30 protein-coding genes are annotated in these 26,479 nt (G+C 70.4%); 8 read left to right on the top strand and 22 right to left on the bottom strand.

The features are described from left to right. Positions 1 to 93: 93 nt before the first annotated feature. Positions 94 to 489 (top strand): hypothetical protein, encoded by a 396-nt coding sequence (locus tag OHA72_RS58625; RefSeq protein ID WP_327004762.1) that lies wholly within the window; start codon positions 94 to 96, stop codon positions 487 to 489. 81 nt (positions 490 to 570) lie between these two features. Here OHA72_RS58625 and OHA72_RS58620 read toward each other — a convergent pair whose 3' ends face one another. The 4 genes from OHA72_RS58620 to OHA72_RS58605 form a co-directional block, all read right to left on the bottom strand. Further along, positions 571 to 1,461, bottom strand: coding sequence for a slipin family protein (locus OHA72_RS58620; protein ID WP_327004761.1), 891 nt, complete (start codon positions 1,459 to 1,461; stop codon positions 571 to 573). Positions 1,462 to 1,587: 126 nt separating this feature from the next. Continuing rightward, complete coding sequence (locus tag OHA72_RS58615) at positions 1,588 to 2,169, bottom strand: cyclase family protein (protein ID WP_327004760.1); 582 nt, start codon at positions 2,167 to 2,169, stop codon at positions 1,588 to 1,590. 135 nt (positions 2,170 to 2,304) lie between these two features. Beyond that, positions 2,305 to 2,958, bottom strand: coding sequence for a CBS domain-containing protein (locus OHA72_RS58610; protein WP_327004759.1), 654 nt, complete (start codon positions 2,956 to 2,958; stop codon positions 2,305 to 2,307). A gap of 116 nt (positions 2,959 to 3,074) precedes the next feature. Next, complete coding sequence (locus OHA72_RS58605) at positions 3,075 to 3,767, bottom strand: DUF899 family protein (protein WP_327004758.1); 693 nt, start codon at positions 3,765 to 3,767, stop codon at positions 3,075 to 3,077. 250 nt (positions 3,768 to 4,017) lie between these two features. Here OHA72_RS58605 and OHA72_RS58600 point away from each other — a divergent pair, with 250 nt between their 5' ends. Continuing rightward, entirely contained in the window at positions 4,018 to 4,749 is a 732-nt protein-coding gene (locus OHA72_RS58600) for an SDR family NAD(P)-dependent oxidoreductase (protein WP_327004757.1), read from the top strand. Here the strand turns inward: OHA72_RS58600 and OHA72_RS58595 are convergent. The 10 genes from OHA72_RS58595 to OHA72_RS58550 form a co-directional block, all read right to left on the bottom strand. Next, on the bottom strand, positions 4,734 to 5,495 hold the full coding sequence (locus OHA72_RS58595) for a carboxymuconolactone decarboxylase family protein (protein ID WP_327004756.1): 762 nt from the start codon (positions 5,493 to 5,495) through the stop codon (positions 4,734 to 4,736). The two genes, OHA72_RS58600 and OHA72_RS58595, sit on opposite strands and share 16 nt — an antisense overlap. Then, the gene (locus OHA72_RS58590; protein ID WP_327004755.1) at positions 5,495 to 6,352 is read right to left on the bottom strand and encodes an NAD(P)-dependent oxidoreductase; all 858 of its coding nucleotides are present in this window, start codon (positions 6,350 to 6,352) and stop codon (positions 5,495 to 5,497) included. Before OHA72_RS58590 ends, OHA72_RS58595 begins: the two co-directional genes overlap by 1 nt. Further along, positions 6,349 to 6,738 (bottom strand): cupin domain-containing protein, encoded by a 390-nt coding sequence (locus OHA72_RS58585; protein WP_327004754.1) that lies wholly within the window; start codon positions 6,736 to 6,738, stop codon positions 6,349 to 6,351. The genes OHA72_RS58590 and OHA72_RS58585 overlap by 4 nt, the downstream gene beginning before the upstream one ends. Then, the gene (locus OHA72_RS58580; protein WP_327004753.1) at positions 6,735 to 7,634 is read right to left on the bottom strand and encodes an NAD(P)-dependent oxidoreductase; all 900 of its coding nucleotides are present in this window, start codon (positions 7,632 to 7,634) and stop codon (positions 6,735 to 6,737) included. Before OHA72_RS58580 ends, OHA72_RS58585 begins: the two co-directional genes overlap by 4 nt. Then, positions 7,634 to 8,443 (bottom strand): N-acyl homoserine lactonase family protein, encoded by an 810-nt coding sequence (locus OHA72_RS58575; protein ID WP_327004752.1) that lies wholly within the window; start codon positions 8,441 to 8,443, stop codon positions 7,634 to 7,636. The genes OHA72_RS58580 and OHA72_RS58575 overlap by 1 nt, the downstream gene beginning before the upstream one ends. Then, positions 8,440 to 9,381, bottom strand: coding sequence for a DUF6282 family protein (locus OHA72_RS58570; protein ID WP_327004751.1), 942 nt, complete (start codon positions 9,379 to 9,381; stop codon positions 8,440 to 8,442). Before OHA72_RS58570 ends, OHA72_RS58575 begins: the two co-directional genes overlap by 4 nt. Positions 9,382 to 9,398: 17 nt before the next feature. Beyond that, positions 9,399 to 10,499, bottom strand: a complete 1,101-nt coding sequence (locus OHA72_RS58565; protein ID WP_327004750.1) for an ABC transporter ATP-binding protein — start codon at positions 10,497 to 10,499, stop codon at positions 9,399 to 9,401. Next, positions 10,496 to 12,211 carry an ABC transporter permease subunit gene (locus tag OHA72_RS58560; protein ID WP_327004749.1) on the bottom strand — a complete coding sequence of 572 codons (1,716 nt, stop codon included), beginning with the start codon at positions 12,209 to 12,211 and terminating at the stop codon, positions 10,496 to 10,498. The genes OHA72_RS58565 and OHA72_RS58560 overlap by 4 nt, the downstream gene beginning before the upstream one ends. Before the next feature lie 2 nt (positions 12,212 to 12,213). After that, a complete protein-coding gene (locus tag OHA72_RS58555) occupies positions 12,214 to 13,224 on the bottom strand; it encodes an extracellular solute-binding protein (RefSeq protein WP_327004748.1) in 1,011 nt (336 codons plus the stop codon). Positions 13,225 to 13,374: 150 nt separating this feature from the next. Further along, a complete protein-coding gene (locus OHA72_RS58550; protein ID WP_327004747.1) occupies positions 13,375 to 14,160 on the bottom strand; it encodes an IclR family transcriptional regulator in 786 nt (261 codons plus the stop codon). Between the two features lie 213 nt (positions 14,161 to 14,373). Between OHA72_RS58550 and OHA72_RS58545 the strand changes: the two genes are divergently transcribed. Then, positions 14,374 to 15,219 carry an SDR family NAD(P)-dependent oxidoreductase gene (locus tag OHA72_RS58545; protein WP_327004746.1) on the top strand — a complete coding sequence of 282 codons (846 nt, stop codon included), beginning with the start codon at positions 14,374 to 14,376 and terminating at the stop codon, positions 15,217 to 15,219. Between the two features lie 11 nt (positions 15,220 to 15,230). Here OHA72_RS58545 and OHA72_RS58540 read toward each other — a convergent pair whose 3' ends face one another. The 3 genes from OHA72_RS58540 to OHA72_RS58530 form a co-directional block, all read right to left on the bottom strand. After that, the gene (locus tag OHA72_RS58540) at positions 15,231 to 16,913 is read right to left on the bottom strand and encodes a thiamine pyrophosphate-binding protein (protein ID WP_327004745.1); all 1,683 of its coding nucleotides are present in this window, start codon (positions 16,911 to 16,913) and stop codon (positions 15,231 to 15,233) included. Beyond that, positions 16,910 to 17,323 carry a carboxymuconolactone decarboxylase family protein gene (locus OHA72_RS58535; RefSeq protein WP_327004744.1) on the bottom strand — a complete coding sequence of 138 codons (414 nt, stop codon included), beginning with the start codon at positions 17,321 to 17,323 and terminating at the stop codon, positions 16,910 to 16,912. Before OHA72_RS58535 ends, OHA72_RS58540 begins: the two co-directional genes overlap by 4 nt. A gap of 67 nt (positions 17,324 to 17,390) precedes the next feature. Further along, entirely contained in the window at positions 17,391 to 18,068 is a 678-nt protein-coding gene (locus OHA72_RS58530; RefSeq protein WP_327004743.1) for a GntR family transcriptional regulator, read from the bottom strand. Between the two features lie 131 nt (positions 18,069 to 18,199). Here OHA72_RS58530 and OHA72_RS58525 point away from each other — a divergent pair, with 131 nt between their 5' ends. Genes OHA72_RS58525 through OHA72_RS58515 form a run of 3 tightly spaced genes read left to right on the top strand, consistent with a single transcriptional unit; the run spans position 18,200 to position 21,343 of the window. Further along, complete coding sequence (locus tag OHA72_RS58525; protein ID WP_327004742.1) at positions 18,200 to 18,961, top strand: HpcH/HpaI aldolase family protein; 762 nt, start codon at positions 18,200 to 18,202, stop codon at positions 18,959 to 18,961. Between the two features lie 16 nt (positions 18,962 to 18,977). Continuing rightward, the gene (locus OHA72_RS58520) at positions 18,978 to 19,889 is read left to right on the top strand and encodes a cupin domain-containing protein (RefSeq protein WP_327004741.1); all 912 of its coding nucleotides are present in this window, start codon (positions 18,978 to 18,980) and stop codon (positions 19,887 to 19,889) included. Then, a complete protein-coding gene (locus tag OHA72_RS58515) occupies positions 19,886 to 21,343 on the top strand; it encodes a flavin-containing monooxygenase (RefSeq protein WP_327004740.1) in 1,458 nt (485 codons plus the stop codon). The genes OHA72_RS58520 and OHA72_RS58515 overlap by 4 nt, the downstream gene beginning before the upstream one ends. On the opposite strand, the gene OHA72_RS58510 is transcribed toward OHA72_RS58515, so the two are convergent. From OHA72_RS58510 to OHA72_RS58500, 3 genes are read right to left on the bottom strand one after another with little or no spacing between them, the layout of a single operon-like run. Further along, complete coding sequence (locus OHA72_RS58510) at positions 21,309 to 22,214, bottom strand: N-acyl homoserine lactonase family protein (RefSeq protein WP_327004739.1); 906 nt, start codon at positions 22,212 to 22,214, stop codon at positions 21,309 to 21,311. The two genes, OHA72_RS58515 and OHA72_RS58510, sit on opposite strands and share 35 nt — an antisense overlap. Next, a complete protein-coding gene (locus tag OHA72_RS58505; RefSeq protein WP_327004738.1) occupies positions 22,169 to 22,738 on the bottom strand; it encodes a carboxymuconolactone decarboxylase family protein in 570 nt (189 codons plus the stop codon). The genes OHA72_RS58510 and OHA72_RS58505 overlap by 46 nt, the downstream gene beginning before the upstream one ends. Continuing rightward, on the bottom strand, positions 22,735 to 23,679 hold the full coding sequence (locus OHA72_RS58500) for a DUF6282 family protein (RefSeq protein ID WP_327004737.1): 945 nt from the start codon (positions 23,677 to 23,679) through the stop codon (positions 22,735 to 22,737). Before OHA72_RS58500 ends, OHA72_RS58505 begins: the two co-directional genes overlap by 4 nt. A 76-nt stretch (positions 23,680 to 23,755) precedes the next feature. Here OHA72_RS58500 and OHA72_RS58495 point away from each other — a divergent pair, with 76 nt between their 5' ends. After that, positions 23,756 to 25,183, top strand: coding sequence for an NAD-dependent succinate-semialdehyde dehydrogenase (locus tag OHA72_RS58495; protein WP_327004736.1), 1,428 nt, complete (start codon positions 23,756 to 23,758; stop codon positions 25,181 to 25,183). A gap of 127 nt (positions 25,184 to 25,310) precedes the next feature. Then, a complete protein-coding gene (locus OHA72_RS58490; protein WP_327004735.1) occupies positions 25,311 to 25,544 on the top strand; it encodes a 2Fe-2S iron-sulfur cluster-binding protein in 234 nt (77 codons plus the stop codon). Here OHA72_RS58490 and OHA72_RS58485 read toward each other — a convergent pair. Both OHA72_RS58485 and OHA72_RS58480 read right to left on the bottom strand, forming a co-directional pair. Next, a complete protein-coding gene (locus OHA72_RS58485) occupies positions 25,519 to 25,824 on the bottom strand; it encodes a hypothetical protein (protein WP_327004734.1) in 306 nt (101 codons plus the stop codon). The two genes, OHA72_RS58490 and OHA72_RS58485, sit on opposite strands and share 26 nt — an antisense overlap. 26 nt (positions 25,825 to 25,850) lie before the next feature. After that, positions 25,851 to 26,477: a hypothetical protein gene (locus tag OHA72_RS58480; protein ID WP_327004733.1), complete on the bottom strand. Its 627-nt coding sequence runs from the start codon at positions 26,475 to 26,477 to the stop codon at positions 25,851 to 25,853. Positions 26,478 to 26,479: the final 2 nt, after the last annotated feature.

Raw genomic sequence — 26,479 nt, 5'->3', positions numbered from 1 at the left:
GGATCGATCACAGCCGCGACAGGGGCTTGGCCGGGCCGCGAACGGGTAGTGTCCCGCCGGCCGCATGAGCGGGACGACGACCGCAGGAATGCGGTGACCCGGGCCACCCGTGGAGAAGAGGCCGTCGTGGCGATTCAGGAGCGCTTCAGCCTGCGCAACCTTTACCTGTATCTGGTCTGCCTGATCACGTTGGTGATCTCGATCTTCGCCGCGGTGAACCTCGTCCGCAGCGCGGTCGAACTCTTCTATCCCGACCCTGGGTACTACATCCCGGCGCCCGTGAAAGACCCGAGCTTCGGTCCCGAGGAGCAGGAGCGCCTCGACCGGGCGGCGCGGGACTCGCAGCAGCGTCAGTCCGTGCTCGGCGTGATCAGCTCCGGCGCGCTGCTGCTGATCGCCGGTCCCGTGTACTTCTACCACTGGCGCCGCATCCAGGCGGAACTGCCGTCGCGGCAGACACCGCCGGAAGGGCCGCCACCTCCGGCGTGAGTGTCGCCGCCACGGAGCAGCCGGCGGGGAGGCACGCAGTCGCATCCGGTCGAACCGTCCCTACCGCTCTGCGTCGCCGGGCTACGTCCCTGACCGCGCTACGTCCTTGCGCCGTGTGCGGCGCCGAAACTCGGGTTGCCCGTGTTCGCGGCCGCGCAGGGCGGCGCGCGGCGTGGACCCGGACAGCTCGGAGGCGTGCTCCGTCTCCAATGCCCGGGCCTGCGCCGACTCCGGCTTGTCCAGAAAGCGCAGCAGTTCGACCGGGAACGGCAGGACCAGCGTCGAGTTCTTCTCGGCCGCCACCTCGACCACCGTCTCCAGCAGCCGCAGTTGCAGCGCGGTCGGTGTCCGCGCCATCGTGGCCGCGGCGTCAGCGAGCTTGTGCGACGCCTGCAGCTCACCGTCAGCGGTGATGATCCGGGCGCGCCGCTCACGCTCCGCCTCGGCCTGCCGGGACATCGAGCGTTTCATCGATTCCGGCAGCGACACGTCCTTGACCTCCACCCGGTCGATGTGGACGCCCCAATCGATCGCCGGGCTGTCGATCATGACCTCCAGACCCTGGTTGAGCCGCTCGCGATTGGTCAACAGCTCGTCGAGGTCGCTCTTGCCGATGATCGAACGCAGGGACGTCTGTGCCACCTGGAGGACCGCGAACATGTAGTCCTGCACGTTGACGACGGCGCGGACCGGGTCGATGACACGGAAATACACCACCGCGTCCACCTTGACGGTCACGTTGTCGCGGGTGATGCCATCCTGTGCCGGCACCGGCAGGGTGACGATCTGCAGGTTGACCTTCTGCAGCCGGTCCATCAGCGGCACGATCAGGGTCAGACCCGGCCCACGCGTCTCGTCCCGCAGACGGCCGAGCCGGAAGATCAGACCACGCTCGAACTGCCGGACGATCCGGGCACTGGCCACATATCCGGCTATCGCCAGGAGCAGCAGTGTTATGAGCAATGGACCCATGGCAAGTCGCCACCATCCGTGCGCGTCGGGGTCCCAACAGCGACTATAGCGCGGCGTGCGTGGTGCGTGTCGCTGCGTCGCTGCGTCTTGGAGCGCCTCGCTCCGCCCGGATGGAAACCCCGCAACCTAACCGTTGTAGACCGCAACGGCGCGCACGGGGAACGACGCCATCGCGCGTGCCGGCGCTGGGAGGGCGGTCAGGCGGGCCCCGGTGTCGGGTACTGACTCGAGGTTGGTCAGGTGCTCGATGATCGGGATGTCGGCGCCGAGCAGCCGCTGATGGGCGGGTTGTCTCGGGTCGGTCGGGTCGTCGATGTTGAGCGAGTCGATGCCGACGAGCGCGGCGTTGGCGTCAACGAGCTTGTCGACGGCGTCAGCGGCCAGGTGCGGGCAGTCCAGGTCGAGGTAGCGGGATGTGGCCCAGTGATGGGCCCAGCCGGTGTGCACCAGGACAGCGCGTCCCCACAGCAGGTCGGGGTTGCCGAGGTCGGCTGCGGTCACTGAGGTCCGGCCGAAGGCGCGTACGGTCGTGATCGATACGTTGACCAGCCGTTCGAGTGGCAGCTGTGCGAGGTCGGCCCGGTCGGCGTGGTAGTGGTACGGCGCGTCGAGGTAGGTGCCGGTATTGCCGAGCAGGCCCAGCGACTCGATCTCGAGCGCGCGGGTGAGGAGTCCGGCGGCGATCTCGTGCGACAGGTCCACGATCACGATTCCGAGTTTAACGCGGAGCAGGTTTACGCAGAGTAGCGATGTCAGGGCTTCGGCACTGCTCCGCGGCCTCATGGCCCGGAGGGTGGTGGCCGAGCCACGGCGTGGCCCGGCCGCGAATGGGTTCCTCTGCGGTTACGACGTCGAGTAGACCCGCTCGACGAACTCGGCGAGCCGGTGATCGTCGAGGTTGCGGGCCAGATCCGACTCGCTGATGATGCCGACCAGGCGGCGGTTCTCGATCACCGGCAACCGCTTGACCTGGTGGCTCTCCATCACCTGCAGCACCTCGCTGACGTCGGCCGTGGCTTCGACCCAGAACAACCTCTCCTGGGCGAGATCACGCGCCGTCACCTCGCGGGGGTCGTCGCCTTCCGCGATGCACCTCACGGCGATGTCGCGGTCGGTGATGATGCCGTGCAGCCGGTCGTCCGTGCCGCAGATCGGCAGCGAACCGACACCGAGGTCGCGCATCTTCTGCGCGGCGGTCTCGATGCTGTCGTTCTCGCCGACGCACTCGGTGCCCGGGTGCATGATGTCCCTTGCCCGCCGGGTCAGGCCCGGTCGACCCGACAATTTGCGCAGCTCCTCCGCCTGGGTGTCCAGGGCGGCAAGCTTGCCGGCCACGGCCTCATGCGTTGCCGTTCCGGAGTACTCGGCGTAGTACGCCTCACCGAGCTCCTGCAGCAGCTCGTTACGCCGCCGCTGGGCCCGTACGAAGTCGATTCGCTCCCGGCCGCGCGCCACGCCACGCTTGGCGGACGCCTTTGCCTTGTCGAACGTCGTCATCACCACTCCTCTCCGATGTTGCCGTAGTGGGAGCCGGTGGACCTCTCGCCTGCAACGCTACGTCGCCGGCGTCATTCCTGACGTGCCCATCGGGGCCCACACCCAGGATCTGGGGCTCAGGGCTTGTAGTGCAGCTCCGGATACCACTCGCCCCGCCCCGCCGGTGTCAGGTCGAGCAGGTGCCACACCGGGTTGTACAGGTCGACGCCGCGCTCACGTATTTCGTCGGACATCCACGGATGGCTCGTGTAAAAATGCCTGACCGTTCCGTCGGCGGCCCGGGTGAAAACCGAGATGGTCGAGTCCTGTGCCCCCGCCTCGTCCTCGCTGGCCAGGTCGTACTTGAACGTGCCGGTCCCCGCGCTGAGCAGCCGTAGCCGGGTCCACCCGCGAGCGCGGGCGTGGAACCGCAACGCCGGCAGGCCGGCCGCAGCCACGACGACGAAGTCGGCGTTCTGGGCCACATGGTCGACCACGGCGTTGAACCCGTCGATCCACATCGTGCACATCGGGCACGGCGAGTGCTGGGCCTTGCCGTACATGAAGTGGTACACGATCAAGGATCGGTCAGGTCCGCTGAACAGCTCGCTCAGCCTGACCTGGCGGACCGGTTCATCCCCGGCCGCCAGATCGGCCGGGCCTTCATCGAAGACATAGTCCTCGACCACCGTCCCCGGCGGCATCCTGCGGCGTAACTCGGCCACCCGCTCGCGCTGGCGCATCAGGTCGATCTCGGCCAGCCGTAGCTCCTCGCGAGCGACGCGGCACTCCGTCGACTCGTTCGTCAGGCGGGTCATCTCGACAGTCATGTTCCACCTCCACGGTCTCGGGACGGCGCCTGATTCAACTACCACGGTCATACCGCGCCAAACCCGTTGTGCCGGGGTGTGCGCTGCCGCATCTGCGCAGGTCACGCGACGTCTTGGAGCGCCACCGCTCCGGGCTGGCCTGTCCGCCGGTCCCGCAACGCGGCAGCGTCCAACGTCTTCTCCGCGCGTCCTGAAAATGTATGATCGTCGTACGATCTGATTGAGGCACACGAGGCAGGGAAGGCGACGTATGGAGCTGAGCGCTGTAGTCACTGGGGCCGCGCGGGGGATCGGGCGGGATGTCGTGGTTCGGTTGCGGGGTGCGGGCTATCGGGTGGTGGCGGTTGACGTCTCGCCCGCGGTGGCCGACCTGGCGGAGGACGGCTGGGTGGTGCCGATGGCCGCGGACGTCGCGGCGGACGCGACGCCGGGCGCGGTGATCGAGCGGGCGACGGTCGAGTTCGGGCGGCTTGATCTGCTTGTCAACAATGCGGCGCGGTTCCTGCGGCGGCCCATTCTCGAGACGAGCGATGACGACTTCGACGCGTTGTTCGCCACGAATGTGCGGCCGGTGTTTCGATTTGCGCGGGCCGCCCTGCCGCATCTGGCGCAGAGCCGCGGCTGCATCGTCAACACGGCGTCGATTTCCGGGCTGATCGGTGTGCCCAACCAGGTCGTCTACGCGATGACCAAGGGCGCGATCGTGCAGTTGACCCGGCAGCTTGCTGTCGAATGGGCGGCCCGCGGAGTGCGGGTCAACGCCGTCGCGCCGGGGGCCGTCGACACCGGGTTCATGGATGAGGCCAGGAGCGCCGATCCGGATCCGGCGGCCAGCCTGGCCGTCACCCTGGGCAACCACCCCATCGGGCGCTTGTCGACGCCCGATGAGGTGGCCCGCGCGATCGTGTTTCTGGCCTCGCCGGAGTCGGCCGGCATCACCGGCACGATTCTGAGCGTGGACGGTGGTTACGTGGCGCGGTGAGCTTCCATCTCCTCCAGGAGGATCGGCGCCGCCGCGGTCACGCCGTGGATGCCCAGCACCGACGCGATCTCCATGACCTCCAGGATCTCGCGGGCGGTGGCGCCGTAGCCGATGGCGTTCTCGATGTGCAGTTTGAGGCCCTTGACGTACAGGTGGGTGGCCGCGGTGTCGAAGGCGATGTAGACGAACTCCTTGACCTTCGGCTCCAGCACCCCGGTGCGCCACGGCACCGAGGAGAACTCGGTGTAGGCGGCGAACATCGCCGGGTCCAGTTCGAGCATCTCGTCCCAGAAGGCATGCCAGTAGCCGCGGGTCTTGGTGAAGTCGGCCTTGAGCCGCTCCTGCTCCTCGGTGAGCGGCGCCGGGCCGGTGCGCAGGCCCTTCTCCTGCAGCACTTCGACGAGGACCGGCACGCCGATGTTCATCGCGTGGATGCCCAGTGTCGCCGACAGTTCCAACACCTCCATGATCTCCTGCGGGGTGGCACCCAGCGCCAGGGCGGCCCTGATGTGCTGGCGTACGCCCGGCAGGTACATGTGGGTGGCGTTCGCGTCGATCGCGATGTAGATGAACTCCTTGACCTTCGGCTCCAGCACGCCGTTGCGCCACGGGACGGCGGAGAAGCCGAGGTACGCCTTCAGGAACTCGGGGTCCAGCCGGAGCACTCCCTCCCAGGTGTCGCTCCAGGTTCCCCGCACGCGGATGAACTCGTCCTTGATCTCCTGCTGCCGGGCGGTGAGCGTCATCAGCGATCGGTCCTTCGCAGCCAGTCGACGATTTCGGTGTGATCGGCGGACGGCTCGAGCGCCTCGGCGGCTCGCGCCCACAGCTCCACCGCCGCGTGGCCCAGCGGGTCGGGGGCGCCCACCTGGTCGGCCAGGCCGGTGGCGATGCGCATGTCCTTGAGCATCAGGCGCAGGCCGAAGCCCGAGTCGTACGTGCCGGGGAGGACGAAGTTGGGCCACTTGTTCTCGGTCGAGCCGCTGCGGCCGCTGGAACTGTTGAAGATGGACAGCATGGTCTCGGGGTCCAGGCCGAACCGCTCGCCGGCCAGGATCGCCTCGGAGGTGACCAGCAGGTGGGTCGCGGAGAGCAGGTTGTTGAGCGCCTTGACGGCGTGGCCGCTGCCGACTCCGCCGGCCCGTGTGGTCGTGCCGAGGCAGGCGAGGATCGGTTCCACGCGCTCGAGATCGGCGGGTTCGCCGCCGGTCATGATGGTCAGCTTCCCGGTGCGGGCACGGGCGACCCCGCCGGAGACGGGAGCGTCGAGGAGCGTGATGCCTCGGTCCGCCAGCTCGGCGGCCAGGGCCCGTGTGCGCGTCGGTTCCGACGAGCCCATGTCGATGACGGTCGCGCCACGCTCCACCTTGAACAGCTCGTCGCGGACGGTGCTCTCGACGATGTCGGAGTTCGGCAGCATCAGCACGACGACCGTGGCGCCGCGGACGGCGCCGGCCAGGTCGTCGGCTGCGATGCCGCCCGCCTCGGCGAGCGCCTGCCGGGCCGGTGCGGCCGGGTCGTAACCCTGGACGCGGTAGCCGGCGCGGACCAGCAGGGCCGACATCGGACCGCCCATGTTGCCGAGACCCAGAAAGCCGATCATTCGGGCACCGGCGCCGGGTAGTCGGCCGATGTGACCTCCTCGGCCCACAAGGTGGTGCCGAGCGAAATCGCGGTGTGGGTCATCAATGCGTCGTGGGCCGCCCCGTGCCAATGCCGCTCGCCGGGCGGCACCCAGATGCTGTCCCCGGCCTGGATCACCTCAGGCCGGCCGCCCTCGGAGCAGACCAGCCCTCGTCCGGAGACCACCTGGAGGATCTGGCCGTGCTCATGGCTGTGCCAGTACGTGCGCGCGCCCGGCGCGAAGGTCACCGTGGCGATCGTGGTGCCGTCGGTCGCGGGCAGCACCGATTCGAACCAGGCCTGGCCGGTGACCGTCGCGCGGTGCTCGGACGGGCCGTGCTCGGCGTGGCCGTGGACGATGTTCATGCGGCGGGGTCCTCCTTCGTGTGCAGGCGTACGCCGCCCGACAGGTCCCCGAGGGCGTCGACGACGGTGTTGCTGATCTGGTCGGCGTAACCGAGGGCGCGGGCCAGGCCGAAGCTGGCCAGCGGGCCGGCCGAGTTGGGGCTTGCCACCCCCAGCCGGGCGACCAGTTCGACGTACAGGTTCACGTCCTTGAGCATCAGCGTGTTGGTGAGCCCGCCCTTGAGGTAGTCACCGTGAATGATGCTGGGGAAGCGGTTCCGGGTGGCGAAGTTGACGCCGGAGCCGGCGTTGAGCACGGCGAGGACGGTTTCGAGGTCGAGGTCCGCCTTCTTCGCGGCGACCATCACCTCGGCGGTGGCCGAGAGCGCGATCGCGTTGAGGAAGTTGTTCAGCAGCTTGACGGTGTGGCCGGCCCCGCTCGGTCCACAGTGGAAGATGTTGGCGGCGAACAGGTCCAGCACCGGGCGGGCACGGTCGAGCACGTCCGCCTCGCCGCCCACCATCAGGGTGAGCGCGCCCTTGTCGGCCGCGGCGGCGCCGCCGGAGATGCCGGCGTCGAGGTATGCCGTGCCGCGTTCGGCGAGCATCCCGTGCAGCCGGGTGGTCGAGTCGGGTGCAGCGGTCGACAGGTCGACCACGATCAGGCCGGGACGGGCGTGGGCGAGGACGCCGTCGTCGCCGAGCACCACCGCCTCGACGACGTGGCTGTCGGGCAGCGACAGCAGCAGGATGTCGGAGCCGTCGGTCACCTCGCCGACCGACGCCGCCGGCTTGGCACCGGCCGTGGTGACGTTCTCCTTGCGGAGGTCGTAACCGAGCACGTCGTGGCCGGCGCGCACGACACAGGCGCACATGCGGCCGCCCATGTTGCCGAGGCCGGCAAAACCGATCCTCATCAGGGCTCCTCTCCGATGGTGGCTGCGAGACCTGTGATGCCCGCGAGATCACAGGGGGTGAACCGGCCGAGCGTGTCGGGGTCATGGCCGGCGACGAGGTGGTCGGCCCGCATGGCGCGGATGCGGTCGAAGCCCGCATACATGTCGATGAGGTTGGCGACCTGCGTGAACGGCATGTTCCGCTCGTACTCCTCGTAGTAGTGCACCGAGTCCGAGGCGAGCAGGACGGCGCCCTCGCTGGTGTTCACGAGGACGACGCTCTGTCCCGGGGTGTGCCCGCCGACCCGGATCACGCGTACGCCAGGGGCCGGTGAGACCTCGTCGTCGAAGGTCCGCAGCCGGTCGTCCCGTGCGGCCTGCCGGAGGTGGTCGATCTCCTCGTCCTCGACGGAGTGGTGCACCAGCGTCCGGGTCGCGTACGGCCCGGTCCAGAAGTCGTACTCCGCGGCGGCGACGATCAGCGCCGACCCGGGGAACAGGTCGAGGTTGCCGATGTGGTCGTAGTGCGCGTGGGTGACCACCACCGGCGGCCCGGCGGCCCGGTCGACCCCGAGGGCGTCGAACGCGGCCGCCGGCTCGATCAGCGTGGTGCGCTTGCGGTTGGCGCCGCCGGTGGCCGAGAACCCGGTGTCCACGACGATCGTGCGGTGCGCGTTGCGGACGACCCAGAAGAAGTAGTCCATCCCGATCGGGCCGTCCGGCTCGCCATAGAGGTGGTAGTTGAGGTAGACGTCACTGCGTACGGTCTGCCGGGTCCCGTACTTGACGATGGTCACCTGGTACTGGTCCGAGCCGGGCGCGACCGTCATGACAGGAGCAGCTGCCCGGCGTTCGTCCCCACCAGCCGCCTGATGTCGTCCTCGGCGATGCCGGCGTCGAGCAGCCCGCGGGCGGCCCGGCGGAACAGCGTCACCGGCAGCGGGTTGTTCTTCTGGCCCGAGTCCGACGACAGGATGGTCCGCTCGACGCCGACCTCCTTGATGAAGGTCAGCAGCTCGTCCAGGTCGCGCCGGCGGTGCTCGTGGCCGAAGTACATGACGATGCAGTGCTCGATGGTGACGCCCTGCCGCGCCCACGCCACCGCCTGCTCGACCGAGGCACCGACGACGAAGATGGGGTGGTTGACCACGATGCGGCCGATGCCGGCCTCGAGCGCGGCGTCGATCAGCGCCTGGGACTCCTCGACCCCCAGGTGGCCGCAGGTCAGCACGGCGTCCTCAGCGGCGATCACCGACAGGATGTCGCGGACCTCGGGGAGCACGCCGCCCCGGTCGTCGAGGATCGAGATGATCTCGTTGGGCCTCAGTTCCACCTCGGACGTCGGGAAGCCGGTGTCGTGGTGTTCGTGGTGCTTGACGTGGGCGGCGGAGGAGAGCGTCGGGAACCACACCATGCGCCCGCCCATGCGAAGCGCGAGCTCCACCGCGTACGGGTTCAGGCCACCCACCGTCCGGTTGAGCGCGACCCCGCCGTGTACCTGCGTCGGCAGTTCGGCCAGCCCCGCCGAACGCAGCGCCAGGATGTCGGTGACCATGCTGTGGTGGTGGGACTTCGCCACGATCGCCCGGAATCCCGCGTTCGACGCGTCGCGTGCCGCGTCGAGGATGCTCATCCGGCGCGGGAACGGGCTCGGGCCCGGGTGCTGGTGCAGGTCCACCGCGCCGACCAGGAGGCTGTCGGCCTGCTCGTCGGGCACCTTGCGGTCCTCGTCGGCATCGGGGTCGAACGCGTAGTCGACTGTCATCATGATCTGTTTCCTCACCGTCACTCGGACACCAGGACTTGGTCTTCGGGCCGCCAGTGGGCGATGACCCGGGCACCCGGGCCGACCGCTACCGGCGCGCCGACAGGCAGCACCGCGCTGCCGACGGAGTCGTCGCCGAAGGCCAGCTCGATGCGGTAGTACGTGCCGTAGAAGGAGATGTCGGTGACCGTGGCCGGGGCGACGTTGCTCCCGGCCGGCACCGACTCCTCGTCGGGGGCGATCCGCATGCGCTCCGGCCGCACGATCAGCCACTGCTGCTCGCTGTCGTCGCCCGGCTCACCGACCGTCCACTTGCGGTCGTGCCACTCGTAGACGTCCGCCGAGCGGTACCGGCCGCCGAAGACGTTGGACTCGCCCAGGAACCGGGCCACGAACCGGGTCGTGGGCCGGTGGTACAGGTCGACCGGGGTGCCGACGGCGACGATCCTGCCGTGGTCGAAGATGGCGATGCGGTCCGACAGCGTCATCGCCTCGTCCTGGTCGTGCGTGACGAAGACGAAGGTCAGGCCCAGTTCCTGGTGCAGGCGCTTGATCTCGCGCTGCAACGACTGGCGCAGCTTGCGGTCCAGCGCGCTCAGCGGCTCGTCGAGCAGCAGCACGCTGGGGGAGAAGACCACCGCGCGGGCCAGCGCGACGCGCTGCTGCTGACCGCCGGAGAGCTCGTGCGGGCGCCGCCCGCCCATGCCGCCCAGGTCGACCAGGTCCAGCGCCTCGCCGACCAGCTTGGCCGTCTCGGCGGCCGGCACCTTGCGCTCGCGCAGCGGGAACGCCACGTTCTGGGCCACGGTGAGGTGGGGGAAGAGCGCGTAGTTCTGGAACACCATGCCGAAGTTGCGCTTGTGCGCCGGCGTACGGCTGATGTCCTTGCCGTTGAGCTCGATCCGTCCGGACGTCGGCTCGGTGAAGCCGACGATCATGTTGAGCGTGGTCGTCTTTCCCGAGCCGCTCGGTCCGAGCAGGGTGAGGAACTCGCCCGGCCGGATGTCGAGATCCACGTGGTCGACGGCGGGCGGCTCGGCGGTGCCGTACCGCTTGCAGAGCTCGACCAGGTGGACCCGGGCGCCGCGGGCGCCGATCGTGGGCGCCGTCGGGCTACTCATCGGGTGCCTCTCTTTCCGCGTCGCACGCCGACGATCTGGGCGAGCAGGATGGGAACACTGACCAGCACGACCATCAGGCTCGACGCGGCGGAGATCGTCGGATCGATCTGAATGGTGACGCTGTTGAACATCTGGACCGGCAGCGTCACGGCCCCGGGCGCCTGCAGGAACAGGGCGATGACGACCTCGTCGAGGGAGGTCACGAACGCCAGGACGGCGCCGGAGAGGACGCCGGGCAGGACCAGCGGAAGGGTCACCCGCCGGAACGTCGAGACCGGGCCGGCGCCGAGGCTCGCCGCGACGCCGGGCAGCCGGCTGTCCATGCCCTGCAACCGGGCCGTCACCGCGATCACCACGAACGGCAGCGCCATGGCGGTGTGGGCCAGGATGATGCCGATCAGGGTCCCGTTCAGGCTGAGACGCAGGAACGCGGAGAAGACCACCAGCGCCACGAGGATGTGCGGGACGATCATCGGTGACAGCAGGAAACCGTTGACCGTGCCACGCCATCGCGGGCGCAGGCGGGCCAGGCCGAACGCGGCCATCGTGCCGAGCACGGTCGCGATCACCGCGGTGTACGCGCCGACCTGCAGCGTGTTGAGGATCGCGGCGGTCCACTCCGGTGAGGTGAACAGGTTCTCGTACCAGCGCAGCGACCAGCCGTCGGGCGGGAACCGGAACGTCTTGGCCGACGAGAAGCTCATCGGGATGACCACCAGTGTCGGCGCGACCAGGATGATCGCCACGACCGTGGTGTGGATCCTCAGCCACGGGCGGACGGGAGCCGCCCGGTCCGAGGTGGAGGCGGCGCGCGTCGGCTGGCCGCCGGCCGCGGTCACCGCCACGGTCTGCCCCGCCAGGCGGCGGCTCAGGCCGAGCACGACCAGGGTGACGACGAGCAGGAGCATGCCCATCGCGCCGGCACCGCCGAAGTCGAGCAGTTCCTTGGCGCGCACGTTGATGACCTGGGCGATCATCGCGTTGCGGTTCGAGCCGAGCAGGGCCGGCGTGACGTAGAAGCCCAGCGACAGCACGAAGACCAGCGACATGCCGGCGACGATGCCCGGGGTGGACAGCGGGAGATAGATGCGGCGGAAGGCCCGTGCCCGGGGGGCGCCGAGGCTCTGCCCGGCGGCGACCAGGCTGCCGTCGATCTGCGACATGGCGCTGTACAACGGCAGCACCAGGAAGGGCAGCAGCACCTGGGTCATCGAGATGCCGACGGCCAGTGAGGTGCCCAGCAGGCGTACCTCGCCGAACCCGAACGGCCGCAGGATGTCCTGCACCACGCCGCCGTCCTGCAGGAGCACCAGCCACGCGAAGTTGCGGGCCAGCATGCTCGTCCAGAAGGGCACGAGCACGACGGTGATCAGCACGCCGCGCATGGTCGGGCCGACCAGGGTCATCGCGTATGCGTACGGGTACGCCAGCAGCAGCCCGATCACCGACACGACCAGCGCGATGAGCAGTGTCCGGCCGAGCACCCGGATCGTGTAGCCGTCGGTGAACAGCGAGGCGTAGTTACCCAGCCCGGTCTCCGGCTCGGTGAAGCTGTCCACCACCAGGGTCGCCAGCGGCAGGACGAACAGCAGTGCCAGGGCGATCAGGGCTGGGGCGAGCAGGAGCCAGCCGCGCGGGCGGACCCGGCCCGCCCGCGCCGGCCCGGGGCGCCCGGTCGCGGGCGCCTCCGGGGTGGCGGTGGAGACAGCCATGATCAGCTGACCTTCCAGGCGGTCCAGCGCTTGACCAGGGCGTCGGTGTTGTCGATCCACCACTGCTTGTCCTGCTCGAGCGTGCGGCCGCGGTCTGGCAGGAAGGCGTTGAACTTCTTCTGCCCGTCGGTGTAGCCGACCGAGTTGAGGTCGACGTCGGGCCGGGCGGGGGCGGTGCCGGTCAGCTTGGCGTACGCGATGGACTGCGCGGGCTCGGTGACGAACACGAGCATCTCCTGGGCGAGTGCCTTGTGCGGTGCGCCCTTCGGGATGACCAGGGCGCCGATGTCGGTGGTGTTGAAGTCCCAGACCGGCACCAGGTTCGCGCCGCTCTGCGCCGAGACGATCGTGCGGGCCGTCACGGTGAGCACCATGCTGGCCTGCTTGTCGACCATCGCCTGCTGGATCGCGCCGTAGCTGGGCGCGAAGACCAGCGAGTCCTTGATCGTGTCGATCTTCTTGAAGGCCCGGTCGAGGTCGATCGGGTAGACCTGCTCCGGCGGCACCCCATCGGCGACCAGTGCGGCCTCGAACAGGCCGGCCTTCGGGTAGTCGTAGACGATCCGCTTGCCCGGGAAGCGCTTGACGTCGAAGAAGTCGTTGATCTTCGTGGGCTTCTCGCCCGGGAACATGTCGGCGTTGTAGCTGAAGATGTTGGCGTAGCGGTAGGTCGGCACGAAGCAGTCGCCGGTCGTGCCCTTCGGGAACTTGCTGCGGTCCAGTGCGGGGTTGTCCAGCTTCTCGAACAGCTCGCCGCAGTAGGCGCCGGCGTAGATCCAGCTCATGTTCGCCAGGTCCCAGATGGTCTTGCCGGACGCCACCATGGTCCGCACCTGGGCCTGCTCCGCCGGGCTGATGTTGGTGAACTTCGTCCCGGTCTTGGTGGTGAACGGCACCTGGAGCGCGGTTTTCTCGTCCTCCTGGAACTGCCCGCCGGTGCTGGCCCAGGTCAGCGCCTTCTCGTCGGAGCCTGCGCTGCCGGAGTCACCGCCGACGCCGCAGCCCGAGAGCATGAGGGCGCCTACCGCTATCGTCGTGAGAAATCGGTACGTCTTCATATGTATCGCCTTTTCTCGATCGGGCTCTTCACCCGTTCTCGCGCACGGTGAATCGGGGGACGGCAATCCGTCCGGTGAACCGTCCGGGCCTGGGCCCGGGCGCTGTCAGTCCGTTGCGGTGTCGAGCGGGCTGACCATGCGCCGGCTGATCGTCTCGGCGCCCGACAGGAGGGCACGTGCCACCTCGGTGTCGGTGCCGTCTGGTACGAACTGGGCGATGTCGACGGCGGCCAGCGTGGCCACGACCTGGCCGGACGGGTCGCGGATCACCGTCGCCACGGCGCTGATGCCGTTCTCGGGGCTCTTGCGGAACGCGATCCCGGTGCGGCGGACCTCCGCGAGCTCCGCCTCGGTCGCGTTGACGGGCGGCGCGCCGTCGCGGAACCGGTAGTAGGACTCGTCGCGGAAGGCCCAGAAGGCCATCGTCTGTGCCGCGTCCGGCCCGAGGTGGCTGCCGACGGCTATCGAGACGTGCGCCGTGCGGCTGCTGTCCTCGCGCACCTGGGCCACCACGGGGCTGGTGCCGTTCCACACGCTGAGCACGATCGTGAGCCGGACGCGCATGCTGATGTCGTTCATCACCGGGCCGGCGAGATCGAGGACACCGAGCCGGGACAGCGCCATCGTGCCCAGCTCGGCGAGCAGGACGCCGAACTCGTACTGATTGCGGTCGCGGCGCTGCAGGAGACCGTGGTTCTCCATCGACGCCAGGTAGCGGTGGGCGGTGGACTTGCCGACGCCCAGCTCCTCGGCGGCCGACACCAGGTCGATAGTGTCGTTTGCCGCGAGCAGCCGCAGGAGCTGCACCACCCGCGACACCACCTGGAGGTCGCCGCTGGCGATCTCCAGCCCGTCGGCCGCGGCGCGCGGACCCCGAGAGGTGCTGGTCATGATGCCCCCCTTGCGTTCCGGCGTTGTCCCGCATTGCGGGGTGGCCGTCCGTGTATCCGGTACAGAGGAATGTAGGTGATCCATCCCGCCGCATGTCAAGGTCCGGGAGAGATTTCCTGTCTGCTACTGCCAAGTTAAATCGTGGCGGTGACAAGATTGTATGACTGACCTACAATCCTGACCAGTGTGAACAGGTGATTCGGAGGTACGCAGATGCGCGGACTGACAGGCAGGGTCGCAGTGGTGACCGGCGCCGCGGGCGGGATCGGCGCGGCCACCGCCCGGCGCCTGGCCGAGGAGGGTGTGCACGTGGTCGCCGTCGACCTCGACGAGGAACGCCTGCGCAAGGTCGCGGAGTCGCTGCCGACCGACAGCCTCTGGGTCCGCGCCGACGTGTCCACGGAGGACGGCGTGGCCGGATACCTGCGGGCGGCCGTCGAGCGCTTCGGCCGCGTCGACCTGCACCACCTCAACGCCGGCATCCCCGGATCGTTCGCCACGCTGCCCGAGCTCACCGTGGCGGAGTTCGACAAGGTCATGGCCGTGAACGTCCGTGGCGTCTTCCTCGGCGCCCGCGCCGCCTTCCGCCAGTACGCGGTGCAGGGCACCCCGGGGAACATCGTGATCACCGGCTCGATCGGCAGCCTGCGCGGCAGCGCGGACCTGCTGGCGTACCAGACCTCCAAGCACGCCGTGCTCGGCATCCTGCACGGCGCCGCGATGTACGGCGGCCCCCTGGGCATCCGGGTGAACGCGGTCGCCCCGGGCATCGTGCCCACCGACCTGTTCGCCGCGACGCCCGACGTGGCCGGCGGCAAGGACGACATGTCCCGCCGGGCGAGCAGCACGCCGCTGCGCCGGGCCGGCACGGGCGACGACGTCGCCGGGGTGGTCGCCTTCCTCCTCAGCGACGACGCCGCCTACATGACCGGCGAGGTCGTCTCGGTGGACGGCGGCGCGAGTATCGTCAGCACCGTCCGGCCGTCCGGCGGCGCCGGCGCGTGGGACTTCGCCGCGCACGACGAAGCCCTCTACGGCGCCGGCCCGCTACGGCCCTAGCCTCTGTGGCCTTAGAAGCTGACCGGCGGCGGGGCGACCACACCGATGTCGGTGTGCACGTCGATGACGACCGGGCGGCCGGCCGACAGCGCACGATCGAGCGCCGGCGCCAGCTCGCCCGGCTTGTCCACCCGCAGGCCCAGCGCGCCCATCTCCGCGGCGATCCGGGCGAAGTCCACCTCCTCGTACGTCCACAGCTCCCGGGACTGCTCGGTGGGCCGCCCGTCGTACGCCCGGTCGAAGCCGCGCTTGCTCTGGTTGCCGCCGTGGTTGTTGTTCACGACGGTGATCAGGTTGACCCTCCGGCGCACGGCGGTCTCGATCTCCCCGAGGTGGTAATAGAGGCCGGCGTCCCCGGTGAAGACCACGACCGGCCGGTCGGGCGCCGCGCACTTGGCGCCCACACCCGCCGAGAACGCCCACCCGAGATGTCCGGCGCTGCGCAGATAGCCCTGATCCGGCGAGGTGACGTCGTGGAACTGGGCCATCCACATCCCCGCGTGACCGGTGTCGGCCACCAGGACGGCGTCCCGGGGCAGGCCGCTGGTGAGCTCGGCGGCTATCCGCTCCGGCCGGATCGGCACCGCGTCGCTGGTCAGCACCTCGCGATAGCGGGACCGCCAGTCGGCCCGCACCCGCTCGACCTCGGCCAGCCAGGCGGACCGACCCGGCTGCGGCTCGCGCGCCGCCAGTGTCAGCATCCGGGCCAGCGCCGCGCGGGCGTCGGCGGCGACGGAGGCCCGCAACGGATAGTTGCGCCCGAGGTGCGACGGCTCGATGTCGATCTGGACCGCAGGGGTCCCCTCCGGCGGCACGGCCCAGAAGTGCGTGGTCATGCTGCCGGTCTGCGTGCCGATGAAGCAGACCAGATCGGCGCGGGCGACCGCATGGTTCGCGCACTCCCGCGAGTACGTCCCGACCACGCCGAGCGACAGCGGATGCGTACCCGGGAAGGTGTCCTTGCCGTTCGCCGAGGTCGCCACCGGGATCTGCAACGCCTCGGCCAGCGCCACGAGCTCGGCGCCCGCTCCCGACCATCGCACCCCACCGCCGGCCACGATCACCGGCTGCGCCGAGGCCGCCAGGAGTTGCAGCACCGCCGTCACGCTCTGGTCGTCCGGCGCCGGGCGCACCGGCGGCACGGTCGCGAACGCCGGCTCCACGAGCGGCTCCGCGTCGGTCTCGTCGGTGTCCAGCTGGCCCTCGTTGCCCTGGATCTGCAGGTGGACCGGCCCGGGGGAACCCGTGGTGGCGACCCGGAAGGCGTGACGCAGCATGTCGGGGAAGCGGCCGGCGTCATCGACGGTCGCGTTGAACTTGGTCACCGGCTCGAACGCCGGCAGGTCGTCGATCTCCTGGTAGACCTGCCGGAACTTGGTCGCGGGCGACCGGCCGCCGGTCAGGGCGATCACGGGGGAGCCCGCGAGGAACGGCTCCCGCAGGCCGGCGGCGAGGTTCAGGGCGCCGACCACCTGCGCCGCCGCGATGCCGGGGCGGCCCGAGACGCGGGCGTAGCCGTCGGCCATGTAGGCGGCCGCCTTCTCGCCGTGGGTGACGACCCGCTCGATGTGCGGGTGGTGCAGCTCCAGTTCGGCGAGGGTACGGCGCAGGATCGCCGGGACCAGGAAGACGTGGGTGACGCCGTAGCCGTCGAGCATGTCCGCGACGACACGGGCGCCGGTCCGCCGGGTCATCCGGCGACGACTCCGGCCGGCTCGGACTCCTGGTGCCACTCCGCGATGGCCCGTTCGGCGAGCCGGAACGCCTCAAGGGCGGCCGGTGCGCCGCAGTACGCCGCGGTCTGCAGGAGGACCTCCTGGATGTCGGCCTCGGTGCAGCCGTTGTTCAGGGCGCCGCGCACGTGCACCGAGAACTCGTGCGGACGGTTCAGCGCGGTGAGCATCGCCAGGTTGAGCAGGCTCCGGGTGCGCCGGTCGAGCCCCGGCCGGGACCAGACGTCGCCCCAGCAGCTCGCCGTGACGTACTCCTGCACGACCCGCGTGAACTCCGTCGCCCGCAGCATCGACCGGTCGACGTGGGCGTCCCCGAGGACCTCACGCCGTACCCGGTTGCCGCGCTCAATCCGGCCTTCGTCAACACTCATGGACCGCTCCTGTCTCTGCCGATGGGCAGGGACAGCGTACGACGATCATACAATCTGTGGAAGTGCGTCAGGCCTTGTCCTGCTGGGAGAGCGCGAGCTGACCGGCCCGGCCGGCCTCCTCGACGTGCCGCGCGCAGGCGGCCGCGGCGGCCTCGGCGTCGCCGGCGTCGACGGCCGCGACGATCGCGCGCAGCTCCGCGACGCTGTGCTCGAGCCGGCCCGGGACGGTCATCGACAGCGACCGCAGCACGCTCACCCGGGCGTGCAGGCTGCCGGCGACCGACTTCAGCGCCTCGTTGCCGCCGCCGTCGAACAGGACGTCATAGAAGGTGTCCTTCGCCGCAAGGATCGGCTGGCCCTTGGCGACCAGCTTCTCGACCCGCTCCAGCGCGCGGGCGAGCGCCTTGCGCTGGGCCGGGCTCGCGTGCTCGACGAACAGCCGGCCGGCCAGCGCCTCCAGCGACGAGCGCACCTCGTAGAGCTGTCGCGCCTCCTCGGCGCTGACGCTGGTGACGATGGTGCCCCGGTTGGGGATCGCGGTCACCAGGCCCTCGGCCGCGAGCTCCCGCAGTGCCTCGCGGACGCTGGTGCGGGAGACGCCGGTGAGCTCGACCAGCTCCCGCTCGATCAGGCGCTGGCCGGGCGCGAGCCGACGGTCCAGGATGGCCTGCCGCAGGGTTTCCAGGACCTGCGAGCGGATGAGTGCTGGGCTCCGCTCGATGCGTAACACATTCGCCCGTGTCACCGGTCCTCCTTGTGCGCGATTGCCTGACATCGTACCCAGCCGTGGAGGCCGGGCTCGCCGTTGTTTCAAATCGTATGACGATGCTACAATCTCGAAACCCAAAACCCCTCGTGAGGAGCATGATGGCGCGGTTGGGTTTCGCTCGTCGTCTGGCCTCGGCCGACCGTACACTGATCGGCACCTGGCTCAAGATCCCGGCGCTGGAGCCGGTGGAGATCCTGGCCGACGCCGGCTTCGACTACATCGTCATCGACCAGGAACATGCCCCGCTCACCCTCGAGTTCGCCTACCAGGCGACCGTGGTGGCGCAGGGCGCCGGGATGTCGGTCCTGGTCCGTGTCCCCGACCGCAGCGGCAGTCATCTCCAGCGGCTGCTGGACGCCGGCGTGGACGGCATTCTGGTGCCGCGGGTGGTCTCCGTCGAGGAGGCGTCCGCGGTGGTCCGGCAGATGCTCTTCTCACCCGGCGGCGACCGGGGCATCGGCATCACCTCCCGGGCCGGGCGCTGGGGCGGCACGCCCCGCGAGGAGTACCTGCGCTTCGGCGACGAAGAGGTCATGCGCGCGGTCCAGCTGGAGGAGCGTGCCGCGATCGAACGGGTCGAGGAGATCCTCGACATCCCCGGCCTCAACGGCGTGTTCCTCGGCATGGGCGACCTCCAGCTGTCCTCCCGCCTGCCGCAGTCCGACCCGGAGCTGCAGAAGCTCGTCGACCGGCTGCTGGCCGCCGCGCGGGCGCGCGCGGTGCCGGCCGGCACCGCCGTGCAGACCCCCGAACAGGCACGTGAAGCGGCCGACCGCGGCTATTCGTACGTGATGGTCAGCAACGACACCAGCCTGCTGAGGTCCGCCGCGGCATCCGCCGTCGCAGGCTTCCGCGGCCGGCTCCCGTAACGAAAGGAGAACCCCGATGGCGTACGACAAAGGCGATCTGCGTTCCACCCTGCCGTCGAATGCGGCGACGCCGCCGACCCCCGAACAGTTCTCCGGCGCCGAGCACGTTCAGTTCCGTGACTTCGCGCCGGCGGACAAGACCGGCGACGTCGTGACCTGGTACGCCCGCGGCCAGAACTTCGTCATCGGCTACTCCGACCTCGACGGCACGGCCACCTTCGCCCGCAGCGCACAGCCCGACGAGTACGTGGTGCTGCTGGCCGACGACGGGCTGACCGCGACCGTCCAGGCGCCCGGGGAGGAGGTCTCCGCATCCGGCCGGACGATGATCGTCGTGCCGCCCGGCGACAGCACGGTCACGGTCACCGGCCAGGGCAGGGTGCTGCGGCTGCTCACCACGCGGTCCGCCGACATCGCCGACCTGGCCGTGAACGCCGCTTCGTACACCGAGCCGCACGAGAACATCCCACCGTTCCGGCCCTGGCCCGAGCCGGTCGGCGGCTACCGGGTCCGCACCTACGACCTGACCGTCCCAGCGCTGCCGAACCCCCCGTTCCGGCTCTACCGCTGCACCACCTTCATGGTGAACTTCATCGACCCGAAGCAAGGGCCACGTGACCCGTCGAAGCTGTCGCCGCACAAGCACGACGACTTCGAACAGTGCTCGATCGTGCTGGCGGGAGAGTACGTCCACCACATCCGCTGGCCGTGGACGACGAACAAGGCCAACTGGCGCGAGGACGAGCACCAGCGGGTCGTCGCGCCGTCGGTCACCGTGATCCCGCCGCCGTCGCTGCACACCAGCGAGGCCGTCAGCCCGGGCACCAACCACCTCATCGACGTATTCTGCCCGCCGCGCGTCGACTTCTCCGCGATGGAGGGTTGGGTGTTCAACGCCGCCGACTACCCGGCGCAGGAGGGCCGATGACCCGCAAGCGCCTCCGGGTCGCCATCATCGGCGCCGGGATGGGTGGCATCGCGGCAGCGGTCAAACTCCGCCGGAGCACGTCGGCCGAGGTCGTCATCTTCGAGCAGTCGGCCGGGGTCGGCGGCACCTGGTACGACAACCGGTACCCGGGATGCGAGGTCGACGTGCACTCCCACGCCTACTCGTTGTCCTTCCTCAAGTACGACTGGAAACGCACCCACGCGACGCAGTCCGAGCTGCTCGAGTACGCCGAGCACGTCGTGGAACGGTTCGGGCTGACGCCGCACCTGCGCCTGAACACCCGCGTCACCGACCTGGTGTGGGAGGAGCCGACCAGCACGTACCGGCTGTCGACCGGCAACGGCGACATCGAGGAGTACGACGTCGTCATCTCCGCGCTCGGCCTGCTCAGCGTGCCGCGCTACCCGGACTGGCCCGGCCTGGAGACGTTCTCGGGTCCCTGCTTCCACACCTCGCGGTGGGAGGAGCACGACCTGTCCGGCAAGTCCGTGGCGGTCGTCGGTACGGGGTCGACCGCGGTGCAGATCGTCCCGGCGATCGCGCCCACCGCCGGCCGGGTGCACGTCTTCCAGCGTGAGCCCGGCTGGGTCGAGCCCAAGCATGAGCGCGAGTACAGCCCGCGCGAGCGGTGGCTGTTCCGCAACGTGCCGCTCGCCCAGCGCCTGCACCGCGCCTGGATCTTCCACAAGGGCAACCGGCGCTTCCGGGGCTACGACGTCGGATCCTCGCGCCAGCGGCGGATGCGGGCCCTGTGCGAAGCGTTCATCGCCGGCAGCATCACCGACCCGGCGACCCGAGCCGCGGTGACGCCGGACTACCCCTGGGGCTGCAAGCGGCCGGTCCTGTCCTCCACGTTCTATCCCACGCTGAACCGTGCCAACGTGGAGCTGGTGCCGCACGCGGTGCGCCAGGTGACCCCGACCGGCGTGGTCGACGCGACCGGGACCGTGCGCGACGTCGACGTGCTGATCCTCAGCACCGGCTTCCAGCCCACCCGGTTCCTCGCGAGCCTCGACGTCAAGGGCCGCGACGGGCGCAGCATCCACGACGTCTGGCGCGAGCGTGCCAGCGCGTTCCTGGGCATCACCGTGCCCGGCTTCCCCAACTTCTTCATCCTGTACGGCCCGAACACCAACGGCGGCGTCTCGGTGATCGCGCAGCTCGAACGGCAGGCCGAGGTCGTCGTGCGGGCCGTGCGCCGGATGGAACGCACCCGCCGGCGCAGCATCGACACGGTGCCGGCAGCGGCCCGCCGGTTCGTCGACTGGGTCGACCGGCGGCTGGCGAGCAGCGCGTCGGCGATGAACTCCGGCTGCCACAACTACTACCACGACCCGGCCGGGCACAACGTGACGCAGTGGCCGGCCGGTCACCTCGCCTATGCGCTGGCGACCCGGCTCACCGCCCGGTTCGGTCTGCGGACGCAGCGCTGACGTGCCCGCCGGCCAGTGACACCTCCGCGACGTGCAGCCCGTCGTCCCACGTCGCGGAGGGGAACCGGTCCCAGACGGCCGCTTCGTGGAAGGGCAGGATCCGCCGGCTGTCCCCGCCGACGCCGGCGAGCATCCCGTCGGTGAAGTCGAGCCAGGTCGCCGCGCTGCCGGTGGTCATCGCGATCGGCGCGAGCACACCGTCGCCGCGCAGGCCGTCGAGGTTCTCGTAGCTGTAGACGTTGTCGCCGGCGAACACCCAGGTGCCGTCATCGGCGTTGGTGACCGCGACGACCTGGGAGCCGGCGGTGTGCGTGTCGTGGGCCGGCCGCAGCTCGATGCCCGGCGCGACCTCGGCGAACCCGTCGACCAGCGTCGCGCGGCGGGCCGCCAGCCGCTGCGGCAGATCGGCCTGGCACGACCTGGTGAGGAACTCGAAGCGAGGGGGCCGGGCGGCCGCCGCGACGTAGGACTCGATCTCGCGCCGCTGGATGTAGACGTGCGCGCCGGGGAAGGCGTCGACGCAGCCGGCGTGGTCGAAGTGGTTGTGAGTCAGCAGAATCGTGTCGACCTGCTCGGCCCGCACGCCGACGCGGGCGAGCGCGTCCACCGGCGTGCACCACCGGGTTTCGCCGTACTTGGCGGTGAGCCGCTCGTGGACGGCCGGGTCGGCGAAGCCGGTGTCGACCAGGATGCACCGGTCCGCCGAGCGGATCAGCCCGAAGCAGTACGGCATCCGCCGGTGCCCCTCGTTCGGCTGCGCGGCGAACAGGTTGCTTGCCGGGAACCGATCGACGTAGCCGTACTCGAGGATCCAGATCGAGTAGCTCACGCGGATGCCGGCGGCTGGACGTCGAAGATCGCGAGCTGCCACGCGACCATGTTGTAGTAGCCCACGATCGTGGTCAGTTCGAGCAGCCCCGGCTCGCCGAGCGCGGTGGCCGCGTCGCGGAACTCGTCGTCGTCCAGCGTGCCGGCGTCCAGGATGCGCACGGTCGTCCGCAGGACGCACGCCTCCACCTCGGACAGCCCGGCCGGCTCCTTCCGCTCGGCCAGGGCCGCCAGATCGGTCTCGGTCAGGCCGGCGGCCGCGCCGGCGCGTTCGTGCGCGTACAGCTCGAAGGCGCTGTGGTGGTGGTGAGCGACGAGCAGGATCGCGATCTCGCGGGCCCGGGCCGGCAGCTGCGAGCCGAACCGGACGGCGCTGCCGATCTGCTGCAGCGCCTTGCCGAACACCGGGTTGATGATCCAGATCGCGGGTGGGCCCAGGAGCCGGCCGTCGGCGTCCACGAGGGTGAACGGGCTGTCCGGCGCCACCCGGGCCCCGGTGGTGTAGATGTCGTACAGCGCCCGCTGGTCGCCGGTCATGCTCGCGGGGTCGACGGCGTCGATTCTCATGCGGGTTCTCCCAGGAACGAGCGGGGATTGGCGGACACCATGGTGGCGATCTGCTCGGCGGTCCAGCCGAGATAGGCGAGCTGCTCCACGAACATACGCAGGCACTCCGGCTCGGGGGGCACCCATCGGGAGAACACGTCCGTGGTGAGGACCGCCCGTTCGGGGCCGACCGCGGACAGCGCCTCGTGCACGTCCCGGACGGTCAGGTGCCCGTCCGGATGTACCAGCGGCGCGTTGCAGAACTCAAGATAGGCGCCCAGGTCGGCGAACTCCCGCAGCACGGCGGGGTCCGTCGTGTAGTGCAGCGGGTGGGTGACCAGCAGCCGCTGCCCGACCTCGGCACAGTACGCCGCGACGGCCCGGCTCTCCTCGAGCGAGGCGTGCCCGGTCGCCAGGGCGACACCGAGCGCCCGGCAGGCGTCGATCACCGCCCGCGTGCGCCCGGACAGGCGTCCGTCCGGCTCGCAGAGGGCGATGGGTGTGCGGGCGGCGTACTCGCCGAAGGACGGCGCGATGCGGCCCAGCAGCGTGGGGATGTATCCGCCGCGGCCGAGGTCGGCGGCGGAACCCCAGGTCGGCAGGAACACCACCCGGGCGCCGTGCGCGGCCGCGAGCTCGACGACGGCGGGTTCCAGGCCGCCGGCCGGGGGATTGAGGGTGATGCTGCCGTGCACGGTGAACCCGGTGCCGGCCATCGACTCCCGCAGCGACCGGGCCCGGTCCGTCGTCGCCCACAGATGCGACTTCAGGACCCAGCCCGACATCCCGTACGCCCGTGCCAGCCGTGCCACTGCGAGGTCGTCGCCGCGGTTGGGCAGACCGGGCGACAGATCGGGCCGGCCGTGGACGTGGAGGTCGATCGCCCCGCGCAGCAGCCGGTCGAAGCCGTCGGGCTGGGCGGTCGCGAGATCGGCTTTCGGCGCCACGTCGTCGTCAGGCATTGCAAAATTGTATGACGGTACGACAAGATGCTCAAGCGCGACCGGCGCCGTCGTTCTCGTTGCGGAAGGGTTCAGGATGCGCATGCACGCCGACCTGTTCATCGACGGGCGGTGGCGGCCCGGATCCGACGGCCGCCGCTTCGACGTCGTCGACCCCGCCGACCTGTCCACCGTCGCACGCTTCGCGGCCGCGAGCGGGCAGGACTGCATGGACGCCGTCGACGCGGCCGCCGCCGCGCAGGACGCCTGGGCGGCCACCGCACCGCGCGAGCGCAGTGAGGTGCTGCGTGCCGCGTACGAGATCCTCAGCGCCGAGGTCGACGATCTCGCCGAGGTCATCGTGCGCGAGAACGGCAAGTCCTGGGCGGACGCCGTGGGCGAGGTGAACTATGCGAAGGAGTTCTTCCGCTGGTTCGCCGAGGAGGCCGTGCGGGTGCCCGGCGACTACCGGCTCTCACCCGGCGGCGACAAGCGGATCATCGTGGACCGCCAGCCGATCGGGGTGTCACTGCTCATCACGCCGTGGAACTTTCCCGCCGCGATGGCGACCCGCAAGCTCGCCCCGGCCCTCGCGGCCGGCTGCACCACCATCCTCAAACCGGCCCGCGAAACGCCCCTCACCGCGGCGTACGTCGTGGACGTGCTGTCCCGCGCCGGTGTGCCGCGCGGCGTCGTCAACCTGGTCACACCCGTGCCGACCGGCGCGCTGGTGCAACAGATGATCGACCGTCCCGAGGTCCGGAAGGTGTCCTTCACCGGCTCCACCGAGGTCGGCCGCCAACTGCTGCACGCCTGCGCCGACCGGGTCGTCAGCACGTCGATGGAACTCGGCGGCAACGCACCGCTGATCGTGCTGCCCGGCGCCGACCTGACCGCGGCGGTCGAGGGCACGCTGCAGGCCAAGATGCGCAACGGCGGCGCGGCCTGCACGGCGGCCAACCGCCTGTACGTGCACGGCTCCGTCCACGACGAGTTCGTCGCGCGCCTCGACGCCGCGCTGGGCGCCATCTCGCTCGGACCCGGGCTCGACCGCTCGCACGACCTCGGCGCCCTGGTCTCGGTGCAGGAGCGCGACAAGGTGGCGGCCCTCGTCGAGACCGCGGTGGCGGAGGGCGCGACGCTGCTGCGCGGCGGCCGGGCGTCGCGGCACGGCGCCTTCTACGACGCCACCCTGCTGACCGGCGTGCAGCACGGCTCGACGGTCAACACGACCGAGATCTTCGGCCCGGTTGCGGCGGTGGTGCGCTTCGACGACGTGGACGAGGCCGTGCGGATGGCGAACGACTCCGAGTACGGGCTGATGGCGTACGTCTTCGGCGAGGAACGCGAGGCGATCCGGGTGGCCCGCCGTCTGGAGGCCGGCATGATCGCGGTCAACCGGGGCATCGTCAGCGACCCGGCCGCGCCGTTCGGCGGCGTCAAGCAGAGCGGTCTCGGCCGCGAGGGCGGCTCCGAAGGAATCCTGGAGTACCTCGAGGAGAAGTACATAGCGCTGACCGCGTAGGTTCCGCCGCCGGTCCCGAGGCGACCAGGCGGCACGTCCTGGCCGGACGGCTCACGGCGCTCGAGGTCGGTCGGCCCCGTACCCGTTGAGCCAGTGCAGGCCGTAGCGATCGACGACCTGCCCGACCGTGGTGGTCGAGCCCGGCCAGACGCTCCTGGACGCGGGACTCGCGGCGGGGCTGCCGATGCCGTACTCGTGCATGGTCGGCAACTGCGGCGAGTGCATGGTGCGGCTGCGCACCGGGCAGATCGCGCAGCACGAGCCGAACTGCCTCACCCCGCGACAGCGGGCCGACGGTTACGTGCTGGCCTGCGTGGGCTGCCCGCTGTCGAAGGTCACCCTCGACATCTCGGATCCGTGACCACCGGTGAGCTGATGACGGCCGCAGCCCTGGCACTCCAGGAAGCAGCGCAGGAGCAGCGCCGGTGGGGCCTGTGGATGATGCCGGGGGAGATGGAACCGTAGCGGCCGTCGCCGTAGGCCGCCGTGACGTCGATGTCGGCCTGCTGCCGCTCGGTGAGGCCGGCGCGGACCGAGACGGCGGTGCGGACCTCGACGGCGGGATCGGACGGCACCGCCGGGTTGCTCGCCAATCCGCGCAGCACCGCCGATGACCGGCTCTCCGGCGCGTCACGGCTCATCGGCCGAACCCTAGCGTGTGGCGCCGCTACGCCGGGGGCAGCGCCCGAGGGCCGGTCGCCGCGGCGACCGCGCGGGCCAGCGGGGCGAGGGCCGGCAGTTGCAGGCCGCCACGGCCGTACACCAGCCGGGCGACGCTCACCGCGAACCACGGTGCCGCCGGGCCGTGCAGCATGAGCGGGTCGCCGACCTCGTAGCGCAGCACGAACAGCCATTGCGCCACGTCGCCCTGGAGCTCCACGACGCCCGTGTGCCAGAAGCTCAGCCACTGCCCGCGGTAGTCGCAGAGCAGGCGCTGGCTGGTGAGGATGGTGCGGACGGTCGCGTGGTCGCGCCACTGGTGTGCCGCCTGGGCCTGCGCGCGCTGCCGGGCCGACGAGTTCGCGATCGCGTTCGCGGCCAGCCCGGCGGCCACGAACGTCGCGGAGCCCAGCAGCAGGGTGCTGCTCTGCTGATACGTCGCCGTGGTCCCGTAGAAGCGGGCGTAGCCGAGCAGGGCGTCGCCGTAGGCCACCTCGTCCGGGTTCAGCCTGACCGCGCCCGGCGGCAGCCCGGTCAGGTCACCGCCGGCGTCGAGGTACCCGTACAGCCGGCACGCGCTGTCCCAGCCCTCGCGCAGGGCGGTGTGCTGCCCGTCGTCCGTCTTGCGTCGCACCG

The sequence above is a fragment of the Dactylosporangium sp. NBC_01737 genome (assembly GCF_035963215.1).
Classification (GTDB): domain Bacteria; phylum Actinomycetota; class Actinomycetes; order Mycobacteriales; family Micromonosporaceae; genus Dactylosporangium.
The sequence above is the reverse complement of the archived record's forward strand: the minus strand, read 5'-3'. Positions and strand labels throughout refer to the sequence as shown.